Annotated in this window: 13 protein-coding genes; 6 read left to right on the top strand and 7 right to left on the bottom strand. The window is 63.6% G+C overall.

Features of this window, described 5'->3' with window-relative positions; genetic code table 11:
* Positions 1-45: 45 nt before the first annotated feature.
* The 5 genes from QN085_RS04870 (at position 46) to QN085_RS04850 (ending at position 3553) form a co-directional block, all read left to right on the top strand.
* Positions 46-1539, top strand: coding sequence for an RNA polymerase factor sigma-54 (locus tag QN085_RS04870; RefSeq protein ID WP_023660774.1), 1494 nt, complete (start codon positions 46-48; stop codon positions 1537-1539).
* Positions 1540-1618: 79 nt separating this feature from the next.
* Positions 1619-1927: a ribosome hibernation-promoting factor, HPF/YfiA family gene (gene hpf / locus QN085_RS04865; protein ID WP_003255135.1), complete on the top strand. Its 309-nt coding sequence runs from the start codon at positions 1619-1621 to the stop codon at positions 1925-1927.
* A gap of 12 nt (positions 1928-1939) precedes the next feature.
* A complete protein-coding gene (gene ptsN, locus QN085_RS04860) occupies positions 1940-2404 on the top strand; it encodes a PTS IIA-like nitrogen regulatory protein PtsN (protein ID WP_015269060.1) in 465 nt (154 codons plus the stop codon).
* A 2-nt stretch (positions 2405-2406) separates the two neighbouring features.
* Positions 2407-3261: an RNase adapter RapZ gene (rapZ, locus tag QN085_RS04855; protein ID WP_013971076.1), complete on the top strand. Its 855-nt coding sequence runs from the start codon at positions 2407-2409 to the stop codon at positions 3259-3261.
* A 19-nt stretch (positions 3262-3280) separates the two neighbouring features.
* Positions 3281-3553, top strand: coding sequence for an HPr family phosphocarrier protein (locus QN085_RS04850; RefSeq protein WP_023660775.1), 273 nt, complete (start codon positions 3281-3283; stop codon positions 3551-3553).
* 364 nt (positions 3554-3917) lie between these two features.
* On the opposite strand, the gene QN085_RS04845 is transcribed toward QN085_RS04850, so the two are convergent.
* The 4 genes from QN085_RS04845 to pmbA form a co-directional block, all read right to left on the bottom strand.
* The gene (locus tag QN085_RS04845; RefSeq protein WP_031324295.1) at positions 3918-4529 is read right to left on the bottom strand and encodes a superoxide dismutase; all 612 of its coding nucleotides are present in this window, start codon (positions 4527-4529) and stop codon (positions 3918-3920) included.
* Between the two features lie 75 nt (positions 4530-4604).
* Positions 4605-5981: a class II fumarate hydratase gene (locus QN085_RS04840; RefSeq protein WP_041506245.1), complete on the bottom strand. Its 1377-nt coding sequence runs from the start codon at positions 5979-5981 to the stop codon at positions 4605-4607.
* Positions 5974-6375 carry a hypothetical protein gene (locus QN085_RS04835; RefSeq protein WP_013971072.1) on the bottom strand — a complete coding sequence of 134 codons (402 nt, stop codon included), beginning with the start codon at positions 6373-6375 and terminating at the stop codon, positions 5974-5976. Before QN085_RS04835 ends, QN085_RS04840 begins: the two co-directional genes overlap by 8 nt.
* Before the next feature lie 241 nt (positions 6376-6616).
* Positions 6617-7963, bottom strand: coding sequence for a metalloprotease PmbA (gene pmbA / locus QN085_RS04830; protein ID WP_013971071.1), 1347 nt, complete (start codon positions 7961-7963; stop codon positions 6617-6619).
* Positions 7964-8071: 108 nt separating this feature from the next.
* On the opposite strand from pmbA, the gene yjgA reads away from it, so the two are divergent.
* Positions 8072-8593, top strand: a complete 522-nt coding sequence (gene yjgA, locus QN085_RS04825; RefSeq protein WP_003255152.1) for a ribosome biogenesis factor YjgA — start codon at positions 8072-8074, stop codon at positions 8591-8593.
* A 51-nt stretch (positions 8594-8644) separates the two neighbouring features.
* On the opposite strand, the gene tldD is transcribed toward yjgA, so the two are convergent.
* Genes tldD through QN085_RS04810 form a run of 3 tightly spaced genes read right to left on the bottom strand, consistent with a single transcriptional unit; the run spans position 8645 to position 14780 of the window.
* Complete coding sequence (gene tldD / locus QN085_RS04820) at positions 8645-10084, bottom strand: metalloprotease TldD (RefSeq protein ID WP_024086333.1); 1440 nt, start codon at positions 10082-10084, stop codon at positions 8645-8647.
* A gap of 2 nt (positions 10085-10086) precedes the next feature.
* The gene (locus QN085_RS04815; RefSeq protein ID WP_013971069.1) at positions 10087-10938 is read right to left on the bottom strand and encodes a carbon-nitrogen hydrolase family protein; all 852 of its coding nucleotides are present in this window, start codon (positions 10936-10938) and stop codon (positions 10087-10089) included.
* Positions 10939-10946: 8 nt separating this feature from the next.
* A complete protein-coding gene (locus tag QN085_RS04810) occupies positions 10947-14780 on the bottom strand; it encodes a YhdP family protein (RefSeq protein ID WP_041506246.1) in 3834 nt (1277 codons plus the stop codon).
* Positions 14781-14847 lie beyond the last annotated feature (67 nt).

The following is a 14847-nucleotide window of genomic DNA, read 5'->3' as shown; positions in this document are numbered from 1 at the left end:
TGGATGGCGCATGCGCGCCGGCGAACAAGGTATTAAGCCCCAGCCATGAAACCATCGCTCGTCCTTAAAATGGGCCAGCAACTGACGATGACACCTCAGTTGCAACAGGCCATCCGCCTGCTCCAGCTCTCCACCCTGGACCTCCAACAGGAAATCCAGGAAGCGCTGGAGTCGAACCCGATGCTCGAACGTCAGGAAGACGGCGACGACTTCGACAACAGCGATCCGATGGCGGACAACGCCGAAAACAAGCCGGTCGCCGAAGTCCAGGACAACAGCTTCCAGGAAAGCACCACCAGTGCCGACACTCTGGAAGACGGTGAATGGAGCGAGCGCATCCCCAACGAGCTGCCGGTCGACACCGCCTGGGAAGACATCTACCAGACCAGTGCCAGCAGCCTGCCAAGCAACGACGACGACGAGTGGGACTTCACCACCCGCACATCGGCCGGTGAGAGCCTGCAAAGCCACCTGTTGTGGCAGCTGAACCTGGCTCCGATGTCCGACACCGACCGCCTGATCGCCGTTACACTGATCGACAGCATCAACGGCCAGGGCTACCTGGAAGATACCCTCGAAGAGATCTGCGCAGGTTTCGACCCGGAGCTGGATATCGAGCTGGACGAGGTCGAAGCGGTACTGCACCGCATCCAGCAATTCGAGCCAGCCGGCGTTGCCGCACGCACCCTTGGCGAATGCCTGTTGCTGCAATTGCGCCAGCTGCCTGCCAGCACCCCGTGGATGACAGAAGCCAAGCGCCTGGTCACCGACTTCATCGACCTGCTCGGCAGCCGTGACTACAGCCAGCTGATGCGTCGCATGAAAATCAAGGAAGACGAGCTGCGCCAGGTCATCGAGCTGGTACAAAGCCTCAACCCGCGCCCCGGCTCGCAGATCGAGTCCAGCGAGCCTGAGTACGTGGTGCCCGACGTCATCGTACGCAAGGACAGCGACCGCTGGCTGGTGGAGCTGAACCAGGAGGCCATTCCGCGGCTGCGCGTAAACCCGCAGTACGCTGGCTTTGTGCGCCGAGCCGACACCAGTGCCGACAACACCTTCATGCGCAACCAGCTGCAGGAAGCGCGCTGGTTCATCAAGAGCCTGCAAAGCCGCAACGAAACCCTGATGAAAGTGGCCACGCAGATCGTCGAGCATCAACGCGGCTTCCTCGACCACGGCGACGAAGCGATGAAGCCCTTGGTGCTGCATGACATCGCCGAAGCGGTGGGCATGCACGAGTCGACCATTTCGCGGGTAACCACGCAGAAATACATGCACACCCCGCGTGGCATCTACGAACTGAAATACTTTTTCTCCAGCCACGTCAGCACCTCCGAGGGCGGAGAATGCTCGTCTACGGCTATCCGCGCGATCATCAAGAAACTGGTTGCGGCGGAAAATCAGAAAAAGCCATTGAGTGACAGCAAGATCGCTGGTTTACTGGAGGCACAAGGCATCCAGGTAGCCCGTCGCACCGTCGCCAAGTACCGCGAGTCTCTCGGCATCGCACCGTCGAGCGAGCGCAAGCGACTGATGTAGCCCCTGAGATGTGCCACAGCGTTTGTGGGGCAGGTGCAAGACCTGCCTCTTTATGCACGGGCAACAAAGGAGAAGCTGTATGCAAGTCAATATCAGTGGACAGCATGTAGAAGTCACCCAGCCACTGCGCGATTATGTGCTTGAAAAGCTCGCTCGCGTGGAAAGTCACTTCGACAAGATCACCAACGTGCAGGTCATCATGAAAGTCGAGAAGCTGCAGCAGAAGGTCGAGGCGACCTTGCAGATTCCCGGCGGCGAAGTGGTTGCCAACGCCGAACACGAAGACATGTATGCAGCGATCGACGCCTTGGCCGACAAGCTCGACCGCCAACTGAAAAAACACAAGGAAAAACAGCAAAGCCTGCTGCAAGGTGCAGCTGCCCGCTGATCCCCCTCATCCATGATCCGACTTGAAACCATCCTGACCCCCGGCCGTTCCCTCGTGAACGTGCCGGGCGGCAGCAAGAAGCGCGCCCTGGAAAAGGTCGCCACCGTCATCGCCGAACAAGTGCCCGAACTGGAGATGCAGGACGTCTTCGAAAAACTGGTCGCCCGGGAAAAACTCGGTTCGACCGGTTTCGGCAACGGCATCGCCATCCCGCACTGCCGGCTTGAAGGATGTTCCGCTCCGGTCAGCGCCCTGCTGCACCTGGAAGCGCCTATCGACTACGACGCCATCGATGGCGCGCCGGTGGACCTGCTGTTCGTCCTGTTGGTGCCAGAAGCCGCCACCGATGCCCATCTGGAATTGCTGCGCCAGATTGCCAGCATGCTCGATCGCAAGGAGGTCCGTGATCGCCTGCGTGCGGCCACCAGCAGCGAGGCCCTGTTCCAGGTTGTCCTGGACGTACAGAACGAGCACTGAACATGCGCCTGATCATCGTCAGCGGCCGGTCCGGCTCCGGCAAGAGCACCGCCCTCGATGTCCTGGAAGACAACGGTTTCTACTGCATTGACAACCTGCCCGCCGGGCTGCTGCCGCAACTGGCGGAAAATGCGCTGATCAACACCGAGTTGCAGCAACCCAAGGTCGCCGTGTCGATCGACGCGCGCAACTTGCCCAGCCACCTGACGCGTTTTCCCGAGTTGCTCGAAGAAGCCCGCGCCCGGCATATCCAGTGCGACGTGCTGTACCTGGATGCCGACGAAGACGTACTGCTCAAGCGCTTCTCGGAAACCCGCCGACGCCACCCGCTGACCAACGCCAACCGCTCGCTCGCGGAAGCGATCCGGGTGGAAAGCGAATTGTTGGGGCCGATTGCAGACCTGGCCGACCTGAAGATCGACACCACCAGCCTGAACCTGTACCAGCTGCGTGATTCGATCAAGCTGCGCCTGCTCAACCAGCCAGAGCCTGGCACCGCGTTCCTGGTCGAGTCGTTCGGTTTCAAGCGCGGAATGCCGGTCGATGCCGACCTGGTGTTCGATGTGCGCTGCCTGCCCAACCCCTACTGGAAGCCCGAGCTGCGTGAGCACTCCGGCCTCGACCAACCGGTGATCGACTACCTGGCCGCACAGCCGGATGTCGAAGAGATGTTCAACGACATTTCCAGCTACCTGCTCAAGTGGCTGCCCCGCTTCGCCGCCAGCAACCGTGCCTACGTCACCATTGCCATTGGCTGCACCGGCGGCCACCACCGCTCGGTGTACATCACCGAACGCCTTGGCCAGTTGTTGCAGCAATCCCTGAAAAACGTCCAGGTCCGCCACCGCGACCTCTAGCCCAAGGATCCGCCCCACGATGCCCGCCCGTGAAATCACCATCATCAACAAGCTGGGTCTGCATGCCCGGGCGGCAGCCAAGTTCGTCGGCGTTGCCGGCCGCTTCCCCTGCCAGGTGAGGGTTGGCCGTGCGCCGGACAAGCTGGTGGATGGCAAGAGCATCATGGCGGTGATGATGCTGGCGGCCGGCAAAGGCACCCAGGTGCACCTGCATACCGAAGGCGAGCAGGACGTTGATGCCATGGATGCGCTGGTCGAGCTGATCAACAACTTCTTCGACGAAGGCGAATGAAATTCGCTGGCCCATTCGCAAGCGGTACGCGTACCCTGTGGGAGCGGCTTTAGCCGCGAAGAATCCAACGCGGTACATGGCACCGGCTGCGCCGGTGTTCGCGGCTAAAGCCGCTCCCACAGAGCCCCCGCTAATTCAATGAGTTATGTGCCGCCCCCACAGCGAAACCGGTGAACACCCCATCATCCGGCGCAAACCGATGCACAGCCCCAAGCGGGCCAGGCCAGGTCCAACCAGGCGAAGCCGCGCGCCAATAGCAATGCAGTGCCTGCGAGCAACAGCAAAGTCCCAAGCGTCATGCGAAACAGGCGAAACAGGCGCACACGGCTGACGGACATCATCTGGTAGCGCATACCGGGGAGACTCACCTCAGGGTTTCGAGGTAGCGGCGCTCCACTTCCGCCCAGTCAATGACGTTGTAAAAGGCACCGATGTATTCCGGACGACGGTTCTGGTACTTCAGGTAATAGGCATGCTCCCACACGTCCAGGCCGAGGATTGGCGTGTTGCCGTGCATCAGCGGGCTGTCCTGGTTGCCGCTGCTTTCCACTACCAGGGTTTTCTGCGGGGTCACGCTGAGCCAGGCCCAGCCACTGCCGAAGCGGGTCAGCGCAGCCTTGGTGAAAGCCTCCTTGAAGGCATCGAAGCCGCCCAGTTGGGCATCTATGGCCTGCGCCAGAGCGCCCTGCGGCTCTCCCCCACCCTGCGGCGACATCACGGTCCAGAACAGGCTGTGGTTGGCGTGCCCGCCGCCATGGTTGGTCACCGCACCACGCAGGTTTTCCGGCAGTTGCCCGACCGCGCCGAGCAGTTTTTCCACCGGCCACTCAGCCCACTCGGTGCCTTCGATGGCGGCGTTGAGGCCAGTGACGTAGGTCTGGTGGTGCTTGGTGTGGTGGATTTCCATGGTCTGCGCGTCGATGTGCGGTTCCAGCGCAGCGTAAGCGTAAGGCAGTGCAGGCAACTTATGGGGCATATCAGTGAATTCCGTAGGCATGGGTTGGGCGATGACCAATGCGGCCACCGCTGGCGCTTGGGCCGTGACTCAGTGTCAGATACCACCGGCGGTGAGTTTTTCCGGGTCCAGTAGCGTTTCCAGCTGGTCACGCGACAGGTCGGTGTGCTCCAGCGCCACGTCGATGATCGGACGGCCTTGCTTGTAAGCGGTCTTGGCGATTTCGGCGGCCTTGAGGTAGCCGATGATCGGGTTCAGCGCCGTGACCAGAATCGGGTTGCGTGCCAGGGCTTCCTTGAGCTTGCTTTCGTTGACCTTGAAGCTGGCGATGGCCTTGTCGGCCAGCAGGCGGCTAACGTTGGCCATCAGCTCGATGCTCTCCAGCAGGTTGCGGGTGATCACCGGCAGCATCACGTTCAGCTCGAAGTTGCCGGACTGGCCAGCGATGGCGATGGTGGCGTCATTGCCGATCACTTGGGCGGCGACCATGGCGGTGGCCTCTGGAATCACCGGGTTGACCTTGCCCGGCATGATCGAAGAGCCCGGCTGCAGGCCTTGCAGCTCGATTTCGCCCAGCCCGGCCAGCGGGCCAGAGTTCATCCAGCGCAGGTCGTTGGCAATCTTCATGAGCGCCACGGCGGTAGTCTTGAGCTGGCCGGACAGGGCCACTGCGGTGTCCTGCGAGCCGATCAGGGCGAACAGGTTCTGCCCGGGGGTGAACTCGACCTGGGTCAGGCCGCTGAGCTGGCGGGCGAAAACAGCAGCGAATTGCGGGTGGGCGTTGATGCCGGTACCCACGGCCGTGCCGCCCTGGGCCAGGGCCTGCAGGCTCGGCAGGGTAGCTTCGATGTGTGCCTTGGCGCCATCGATCTGCGCCGCCCAGCCATCCAGCACCTGGCTCATGCGCACCGGCATGGCGTCCATCAGGTGGGTGCGGCCGGTCTTCACGTACTGATGCACCTGTGCCGACTTGGCCTCGATCACCTGCACCAGATGCGCCAGGGCGGGCAGTAGCTGCTCATGCAAGGCCAGGGCGGCGCTGACGTGAATCGTGGTGGGGATGATGTCGTTGCTGCTCTGGCCGCAGTTGATGTGGTCGTTGGCGTTGACGACCTCACCCAGCACGCGACTGGCCAGTGTGGCGATCACCTCGTTGGCGTTCATATTCGAGCTGGTTCCGGAGCCTGTCTGGAACACATCCACCGGGAAATGCTGGATGAAGTCACTCGCCAGGAGTTGCTCGACTGCCGTTACGATGGCCTGGCCTTGCGCGGTCGACAACTGTTCCAGTTCGACGTTGGCCTTGGCCGCGGCAGCCTTGGCCAGCAGTAGTGCACGAATGAACTGGGCCGGCATGCGCTGGCCGCTGATCGGGAAATTGTCGACCGCGCGTTGGGTCTGGGCGCCGTACAGGGCCTGGGCCGGCACCTGGAGTTCGCCCATGCTGTCACGCTCGATACGGGTATCACTCATCATCAAATCCTTGCATCAGTTCATCGGGAGAAATCGACGGCAGCAGGCGGCAATTGGCCAACTGCATGGCGTAGGGCTGCCAGCGCTGGTTCTGTGCCTCGCGGTCGAGGTTGCGCAGGTCCAGCAGAGGGCGCCAGGCCTGGTCCAGGCACAAGCAGCGCCAATGCCAGGGCAGCATGCGGTCGCAGGCGGTATCCAGCAGCAGGCGGAAGGAAGTCAGCGCCACCGTCCATGAAGAGGTCTCGGTACAGCACACCAGGTAGCGGCCTTCAGCCAAGTAGTGCTCGATCAGGCGCGGTTCGTCGGGCTCGAGCGCACAGCGGATGCGTCGGCTGAGCCAGCGCCAGTTTTCCAGGTAGGGCAGTTCGCGGAGGACGGGTTTCATGAACATCATCGCCGAGCTACTGGTTAATGATATTCATTATTAAGTGATAAATAGAATCACTTCAAGATAGATGATGAAACAAAAAACCCGGCATGGGGGCCGGGTCTTCGGTTTCATTGAAAATTCTGTAGTGCCTGCAACGGCCTCTTCGCGGGTAAACCCGCTCCTACAGGAATCGCATTAGACTGGAGCCTTATGCGATTCCTGTAGGAGCGGGTTTACCCGCGAAGAGGCCGCTACAGGCTATGAATCAGCTACCCGCCACAGTCATCCGCTCGATCAGCACCGACCCGGTGTGAATGTTGCTTCGGGTCTCAAGATCGCTGCCGATCGCGACAATCTGCTGGAACATGTCTTTCATGTTCCCGGCAATGGTCACTTCCTGCACTGCGTGCTGAATCTCGCCATTCTCGACCCAGAAGCCTGCCGCGCCACGGGAATAATCCCCCGTCACCATGTTCAGGCCATGCCCCATCAACTCGGTCACCAGCAGCCCACGGCCCATACGCCGGATCAGCGCCGCCTGGTCTTCGACACCATGGCTGACGAACAGATTGTGCACACCACCAGCGTTGGCAGTGCTTGGCAAACCCAGCTTGCGCCCGGAATAGGTACCCAGCAGGTACGACACCAGCTCACCCTTGTCGACGAACGGCTTGGCATAGGTAGCAAGGCCGTCACCGTCGAATGCGGCACTGCCCAGTGCCCGCGGAATGTGCGGACGCTCGTCGAGGGTCAGCCAGGTGGGGAACAGGCGCTGGCCGATGGTCCCCTCCAGGAACGACGACTTGCGGTACAGGTTGCCGCCGGAGATGGCCGACAGGAAGCTGCCGAACAAGCCACCTGCCAGCTCGGCCGAGAACAGCACCGGCACCTCGCAGGTCGGCACCGGACACGCACCCAGGCGGCTGGCGGCACGCTGGGCAGCGCGCACGCCGATGCTACGCGGGTCTGCCAGCAGGTTGCCCTGGCGGTTCACGTCGTACCAGTAGTCACGCTGCATCTGGCCGTCGCCTTCGGCGATCATCACGCAGCTCAGGCTGTGCCGGGTCGAGGCGTAGCCACCGATGAAACCATGGCTGTTGCCATACACGCGGCAACCCTGGTGGGTATTGAGGGTGGTGCCGTCGGCATTGAGGATGCGCGGGTCGGCGTCGAACGCCGCCGCCTCGCAGGCCAGGGCCATCTCGATGGCCTTCTCTGGCTCGAGGTTCCAGTCGTGATACAGGTCCAGGTCAGGGATCTCGCGGGCCATCAACGCTGCGTCGGCCAAGCCGGAACATTCGTCCTCGGAGGTATGCCTGGCAATCGCCAAGGCCGCGGCGACGGTTTCGCGGATCGCTTCCGGACCACTGGCCGAGGTGCTTGCCGAGCCTTTGCGCTGGCCCACATAGAGGGTGATGCCAAAGCCCTGGTCGCGATTGAATTCGACCGTCTCGACCTCTCGCTGACGTACCGTGGTGGACAGGCCCTGCTCCAGCGACACCGCCACTTCGCAGGCACTGGCCCCCTGGCGGCGCGCCTCGGCAATGATCGCCTCGACCTGCTCCTGCAATGCTGGCAGGTCCTTCGGACCTACGCTCTGGACTGCACTCATGGTTCTCTCCACTCAAATTCTGCGTTCGGCGAGGGTCATTCTACGACCGGGCCGGACAAGCGGCCCCCGACTGGTTATCATGGCGGCGATTTCTAGCGGACTGCCACCATGGTTGATTCAAACGACGACGCCTTCGACGGCGAAAAAAGCAAAACCCAGATCAAGCGCGAGCTGCATGCGCTGGTCGAACTCGGCGAGCGCCTTACCACGCTCAAGGCCGATACCCTGGCTCGCCTGCCGTTGACCGACGAGCTGCGCAAGGCCCTGGCCGAAGCCAGCAAGCACACCGCTCACGGTGCCCGCAAACGCCACATGTCGTTTGTCGGCAAGCTGATGCGCGTGCAGGATCTGGATGCCATCCACGCCCTGCTCGAACAGATGGACAGCTCGACCCGCCAGTACAACGAGCGCTTCCACAGCCTGGAGCGCTGGCGCGACCGGTTGATCGACGGTAATGACGAAGACCTCGAACGCTTCGTCAACGAATACCCCGACACCGACCGCCAGCAGCTGCGCTCGCTGGTACGCCATGCCCAGCACGAGAAGGCGCGGAACAAGCCGCCTGCCGCCGCGCGCAAGGTGTTCAAGTACATCCGCGATCTCGACGAGCTGCAGCGCGGGTTGCGCTGACAGGCTGGGGCCCTGTGGGAGCGGGCAAGCCCGCTCCCACACCCGAAGCCATCACGCCCCTGTACCGCCCACGGTGATCGCATCCAGCTTCAAGGTTGGCTGCCCGACCCCCACCGGCACCGACTGCCCGTCCTTGCCGCAAGTCCCTACCCCGCTGTCCAGCGCCAGGTCGTTACCGACCATCGACACCCGGCTCATCGCTTCCGGGCCATTGCCGATCAGGGTCGCCCCCTTCACCGGCGCGGTAATCTTGCCGTCTTCGATCAGGTAGGCCTCACTGGTCGAGAACACGAACTTGCCGCTGGTAATGTCCACCTGGCCACCGCCGAGGTTGGCGCAGTAGATACCCTTCTTCACCGAAGCGATGATTTCCTGCGGGTCGCTTTCGCCCGCACGCATGTAGGTGTTGGTCATGCGCGGCATCGGCAGGTGCGCGTAGGATTCGCGGCGGCCGTTGCCGGTCACCGCCATGCCCATCAGGCGCGCATTCAGCTTGTCCTGCATGTAGCCCTTGAGCACACCGTTCTCGATCAATGTGGTGCACTCGGTCGGGGTGCCTTCGTCATCCACGCTCAGCGAGCCACGGCGGCCTTCGAGGGTGCCGTCGTCGACAATGGTGCACAGGCTCGACGCCACTTTCTCGCCAATGCGGCCGCTGAACGCCGAACTGCCCTTGCGGTTGAAGTCACCTTCCAGGCCATGGCCGACAGCCTCGTGCAGCAGCACGCCCGACCAGCCCGAACCCAGCACCACCGGCAGGGTACCAGCCGGTGCCGGGATCGCCTCCAGGTTCACCAGGGCCTGGCGCAGCGCTTCGCGGGCATAGCCCATGACCCGCTCTTCGGTGAAGAAGCGGTAGTCGGTACGCCCGCCACCGCCCTGCCCGCCACGCTCGCGGCGGCCATTCTGCTCGACGATGACGCTGACGTTGAAGCGCACCAGCGGGCGCACGTCGGCGGCCAGGCTGCCATCGGCCGCAGCGATCAGGATGCGCTCCCAGACCCCGGCCATGCTCACACTGACCTGCTGGATACGCGGGTCAAGGGCGCGGGTGGCGGCGTCGACACGCTTGAGCAGTTCGACCTTTTCGGCACGGCTGAGCACATCCAGCGGGTTGTCCGCCGGGTAAAGCGCGGTCACGTCCTGGCTGCGGAAGGCCTGCACCTTGCCGTTCTGCCCGGCACGCGAGATCGAACGGGCGGCACGGGCGGCCGAGGTCAGCGCTTCGAGGTTGATTGCGTTGCTGTAGGCAAAGCCGGTCTTTTCACCGGATTGGGCACGCACGCCCACGCCCTGGTCGAGGTTGAAACTGCCCTCTTTGACGATGCCGTCTTCCAGCGCCCAGGTTTCCGAGATCTGCCCCTGGAAATACAGGTCGGCGGCGTCGATGCCGGGGCCGGCCAACTCACCCAGCACGCTCTGCAGGCTGTCCAGGGTCAAGCCGCCTGGGGCCAGGAGCTGCTCGCTGACGGTGGATAACATCTGGCTCATAGTCACTCCGAGGTGTGCGCAGGCCGCAACGCGCCCTGCGAGAAAAAGCGCCGGTGCGATACCACCGGCATGCGCGCCCGGATGGACGCTTGTTCGTCAATGTCGCGTTCGGCGAGCAATACTGCTTCACCTTGCGCCTGTTCAGCGACGATGCGCCCCCAGGGGTCGACGATCGCCGCATGGCCATGGGTTTCCCGTGGCCCCGGGTGGGTGCCGCCCTGTGCCGCAGCCAGCAGGTAGCACTGGGTCTCGATGGCACGGGCGCGCACAAGCACTTCCCAATGTGCCGCGCCCGTTACCGCAGTGAAGGCGGCTGGCGCAGTGATCAGTTCCGCGCCGGCGGCGCGCAGTGCGCTGTACAGTTCGGGGAAGCGCAGGTCGTAGCACACGCTCAGCCCCAGCCGCCCTACTGGCGTATCGGCCACTACCACTTGGGCGCCGTGGGCATAGTCGTCGGACTCGCGGTAACGGCCACGATTGTCGGCAACGTCCACATCGAACAGGTGCAGCTTGTCATAGCGTGCCGCTACCTCACCGTGTTCGTCGATCAGCAGCGAGCAGGCATGGGCCTTGGCTTCAGGTTGGCCGACCGGTGGCAATGGCAAGGTACCGGCGACAATCCATAACTTGAGGTCGCGGGCGGTGCGTTTCAACCATGGCAGGATCGGCCCTTTGCCCAACGCTTCGGCGCGGCCGATGGCAGCGGCGTCCTTGCGGCCCATGGCAGCGAAGTTTTCCGGCAGCACCGCCAGCCGTGCGCCGCCAAAGGCGGCCTGCTCCAACAGGGCACCGGCGCGCTGCAGGTTGGCCAGCACATCGTCCTGGCTGACCATCTGGATTACCGCTGCCTTCATGGGCACTCCTAACGGGATTTCTCGAAAGGTTTCACAAATGTGATTCTAGGCTCTTTCACCGGACCTTCGACACGGTAGTGCACGCTGGCGAAGCGTGACACCCGGTCACCGATCAGCCGGTCCACCAGGAATAGCGCCCCGCCCACGGCTGGCGCGCCGACAATCAGGGCTGCCAGCGGCAGGTTATTGGTCACTGGCAGACTTACCTGCAGGTTGGCATCGACCCGGTCGCGCACCAGGTCCAAGGTGCCGTCCAGCTCGAAGTTGCTCGACGGGCCAGTCACGGCGATTGGCTCGCGGGTCACATAGACACCGTCACTGGCTACCAGCAAGCCTTTGACGCGGTCGTAGGCCAGGCCCTTGTCGAACAGGTCGGAGAAGTCCAGGCGCAAGCGCCGGCCGATGGAGTTGAAGTTCAGCAGGCCGAACACCCGCAGCGCCTGGGCACTGCCCTCGACCTCCACGAACTGGCCGGTGCGCAGGGCTGCGTCCATGCTGCCGGAGAAGCGCTTGAGGCTCACCGAGGCCGGCGAACCCGGCCAGCGGCCATCTACATCCAGGCGGAAGTCGCGGCTGGTCACGGTCGGCGCAAAGCCCCAGGCCTTGAGCACATCCGCCAGGTTGTTGCCGTCCAGGCGCCCTTTGTACCAACTGCCGGTTTTTCCCGGTTCGCCTTCCCAGCCACCGCCACCATCGATACGCAGTCCTTTGAAGTCGAGGTCTATATCGCTGGCGGTCACGCCACGCGCGGTCGGCCGCAGCTTGAGCGACGCACTGCCGTACAGGTCGTCACCGCGATAGAGCTTGTCGATGCTCAGGTCCAGTGCCGGAACCTTGCGCGGGTCGAACGAAGCCAGCGGGTCCGGGCCCTCCTCGGCCTGTGCCTCTGCCTGCTTTTCCGCCGCGCTGGCGGCGGGCAGGCGCAAGGTCTGCATGCGCACCACCATTGGCGCGCCCTTGGCATCCGGCACCCGGGCGTTGCCGATGACTTCCTTGCTATCGAGGCGCAAATCCCAGGCGGGGCCGCCACGGGCCAGGCGCACCACGGCCTGGTTCAGGTCCAGGCCAAAGGCTTTCAGCTGGCCGATGCTCAGGTCTACGCCTTGCAGGTTCTGCCTCGCGCTACTGCCCGGGTCATCGCCGGCCAGGCGCGCCGCCTGTTCCTGCCAGGGCCCCAGGTCCAGCGTCTCCAGGTGCCCGCGCACTCGCAGGCCCTGGCCGGCAGGTACCTGGGCATCACCGGCGCCCAGCAGCAACTCGCCACGGCCCTGCCCCAGCTTCTCGGCCGGCGCGGCGTAGGCAAAGCGGGCAAGGTCGGTGTAGGCGACATCGAAGCGCCGCTCCGGCCCCTGCAGGGTCATGCTGAAGCGTGTGTCACGGGTATCGGACGCTGCCTTGCCGAACGGTGCCGGCAGGTCTATGGCCAAGCCCTTGAGGCTGGAATCGACACTCAGACGGTTGTCCCGGCTACCCAGGCTGACCTGCAACTGGTAAGGCAGGTCGCCGGACGCCGGCAAGGCCTGCTTGAACTGCAGCCAGTCGGTCAGAGCCTTGAGTGACACCTGGCCGCTGGCGTTGACGCGTGTCTGCATCTGCCCGGGCTGGCCTTCGGCGGTGATTTGCGCCGTAACAGGCTTGCCGAACGCTTGCAGGCTGATGCCCTTGCCGCTCAGGCCCTTGTCCAAATCAAAGCTGAAGTCACCCTTCAGGCGGCTCAACTCCAGACTCGGCGGCGCAACCTTCAACCGCGCATCGTCGGTGGCAAAGTCTACCTGCACTTTCGGCCGCTGCCCGCGGGCCAACGGAATGTCGAGCTTGACCTTGCCCTTGAGCGGCCCCTCGCCCTCCCAGCCGGCGAATATCTCGCCAGTGCCGATTGGCGCCTCCTTGAGGATCTTCAGGCCATCGCCCAGGCTCCCGTCGAAGTCACCATCGAGGTACAGGTGGCTTTGCTGGCCCTCGTCGACATGCGGGATATCGACGCTCACATTACTGACCTTGGTATCGAGGAGTACGCCACGCTGGGCCTTGATGCGCACACCACTGTCCTCGATGAACACATCGCCATCCACGTGCTGCACCTGCGGCCAGCCCGGCTGGAAGTCCAGGGCTGCATCACGCACCTTGAAGAACAGGCTGATGCTGCGGGCTTCCGGCGCGACACCATGGTTCAGCGAGCCTTGGTACTGGAAGTAGCCTTCGTCCACCGTGCCTTTGACGATCGCACTGCGCAGCCATTCATCGAGTGCCGGGCTGAGCACCTCAGGCAGGTACTTGGCGGTGTAGCGGCCATCGCCTTCGGTCAGGCCGACGCGCAGGTCCATGTAGTCTTCACGGCCTTCTTCGAACAACAGGCGAATGAGGAAGTCACCGGCGATCTTGCCCTCCTCGCCCAGTACCTTGAGGTAAGGCGCGACCAGGGTGAAACCCTCCTTGTCCAGGGCCCAGGTCAGGCGCGCATTGGCCTTCTGGTAATGCCAGGGTTTGGCGAAGATCGGGTACAGGTGCAGCATGAACGCATCGGTATCAAGGCGCAGTTCGCCATGACCAAGGTCTCCGCTGATGCTGCCGCTGACGTTACCGGCTGCCGGGGCATTGTGATAGGCATCGAAACCGACCTTCTCCAGGTTGGCTTCGAACTGCAGGCGCTGGTCACCCTCAGCCTTGGGCCGGGCTACCAGACGCACATTGCGCAACGCGCCGGTCACATTCAGGCCATCGACCACGGCCATGACCTTGTCCGGGAGTGGCGCCAGGGCATCGACGAGCGGTGTCAACGGCGTGAGGTCGAGGCGGTCGGCCTGCACGTTCCAGCTTTCCGCGGCAGCGTCCTCGCCTGGACGCTGCTGCATTTGCAGGTGCGACTCCCAACGGGTCTTGCCGACGTCCATGGCCAGGGAGTCGACTACCACATCGAAGCCTTGTTCCTGGCGCTGGAACCAGGCACCCAGGGCCAGATTGTTCAGCTTGGCCGCCTTGCGCCCGGCATAGGCACCATGCAGCTCCGGTGCATTGAGGCGTACAACGGCCTGCTGCAACTGCCCCTTGCTCCAGTCCACCCAGAATTCGCCGCCCGCCCGCAGGGCGTCGGCATGCCACTGGCCCAGCAGGCGTGGCGGCAACCAACGCGCCCAGTCACTCTGTGGCAGGCTCAGATAGGCTTCGACCTGGCCGTCGCGCCAGGCGCTGGGCGTGGCACGACTGCGCAGGTTCAGCGACAAGGGTTGGCCATCGGGCAGGGTCGCGCGCAGGTCCAGGGCATGGCGCGAAGCTCCGGCCTGCAGGCCAACGCTCACATAAGTCAGGGTCAACGGGTCGCGCTGCCAGGGGTGCAGGGTGACCTGACTGTCGAACACATCGATGCGGCCCAACTGGCGCAGTCGCTGCAACAACTCGGCGGGGTCGAGCGGCGCATCGTCCTTCTTCGGCAGGCCTTCGAGGCTCCAGGCGCCCTGCTCGTTCTCGCGCAGAATCAGCTGCAGGCCGCCCAACTGAATGCGTGCCAGGCGTACTTCTCGGGCAGTGAGGCTAGCCCAGACATCGGGGACTACCTTGACGTCGTCCAAGCGCAGGGCCGTCGCCCCATCGCCCAGTTGCAGGTCGCGCACCCGCAGCACCGGTGCCAGGCCGCTCCAGCGGCCTTCCAGGGCACCAACGTGCACGGGCAGGCCCAAAGCCTGCTCGGCCTTGCTTTCCACATCGGCGCGATACTCGGCCACCAACGGCACCAGTTCGCGGCCGAGGCTGACATACAGTGCCACCAGTACCGCCAGCAGGGCGCAAACGCCCAGCCCCCAGCGGGTCAAGGCGACAAGAACGCGGGTCAGACGTCCCATGGCCATGGCCCTCCAGGTCGTTTATCCATGATGGCCCGTAGCCCCGGATTTTCCAGCCCGGGCCACCTGCGGC

It is taken from the genome of Pseudomonas sp. M2(2023) (assembly GCF_030263955.1).
Taxonomy (GTDB): Bacteria; Pseudomonadota; Gammaproteobacteria; order Pseudomonadales; family Pseudomonadaceae; genus Aquipseudomonas; species Aquipseudomonas asiatica.
Note: the sequence above shows the minus strand (reverse complement) of the source record. Positions and strands in the feature narration are given on the sequence as shown.

Excerpts from the sequence above, each read along its gene's own strand:
- QN085_RS04870 (WP_023660774.1), top strand. The coding sequence starts at position 46 with ATGAAACCATCGCTCGTCCTTAAAATGGGCCAGCAACTGACGATGACA.
- hpf (WP_003255135.1), top strand. The coding sequence starts at position 1,619 with ATGCAAGTCAATATCAGTGGACAGCATGTAGAAGTCACCCAGCCACTG.
- ptsN (WP_015269060.1), top strand. The coding sequence starts at position 1,940 with ATGATCCGACTTGAAACCATCCTGACCCCCGGCCGTTCCCTCGTGAAC.
- rapZ (WP_013971076.1), top strand. The coding sequence starts at position 2,407 with ATGCGCCTGATCATCGTCAGCGGCCGGTCCGGCTCCGGCAAGAGCACC.
- QN085_RS04850 (WP_023660775.1), top strand. The coding sequence starts at position 3,281 with ATGCCCGCCCGTGAAATCACCATCATCAACAAGCTGGGTCTGCATGCC.
- QN085_RS04845 (WP_031324295.1), bottom strand. The coding sequence starts at position 4,529 with ATGCCCCATAAGTTGCCTGCACTGCCTTACGCTTACGCTGCGCTGGAA.
- QN085_RS04840 (WP_041506245.1), bottom strand. The coding sequence starts at position 5,981 with ATGAGTGATACCCGTATCGAGCGTGACAGCATGGGCGAACTCCAGGTG.
- QN085_RS04835 (WP_013971072.1), bottom strand. The coding sequence starts at position 6,375 with ATGATGTTCATGAAACCCGTCCTCCGCGAACTGCCCTACCTGGAAAAC.
- pmbA (WP_013971071.1), bottom strand. The coding sequence starts at position 7,963 with ATGAGTGCAGTCCAGAGCGTAGGTCCGAAGGACCTGCCAGCATTGCAG.
- yjgA (WP_003255152.1), top strand. The coding sequence starts at position 8,072 with ATGGTTGATTCAAACGACGACGCCTTCGACGGCGAAAAAAGCAAAACC.
- tldD (WP_024086333.1), bottom strand. The coding sequence starts at position 10,084 with ATGAGCCAGATGTTATCCACCGTCAGCGAGCAGCTCCTGGCCCCAGGC.
- QN085_RS04815 (WP_013971069.1), bottom strand. The coding sequence starts at position 10,938 with ATGAAGGCAGCGGTAATCCAGATGGTCAGCCAGGACGATGTGCTGGCC.
- QN085_RS04810 (WP_041506246.1), bottom strand. The coding sequence starts at position 14,780 with ATGGCCATGGGACGTCTGACCCGCGTTCTTGTCGCCTTGACCCGCTGG.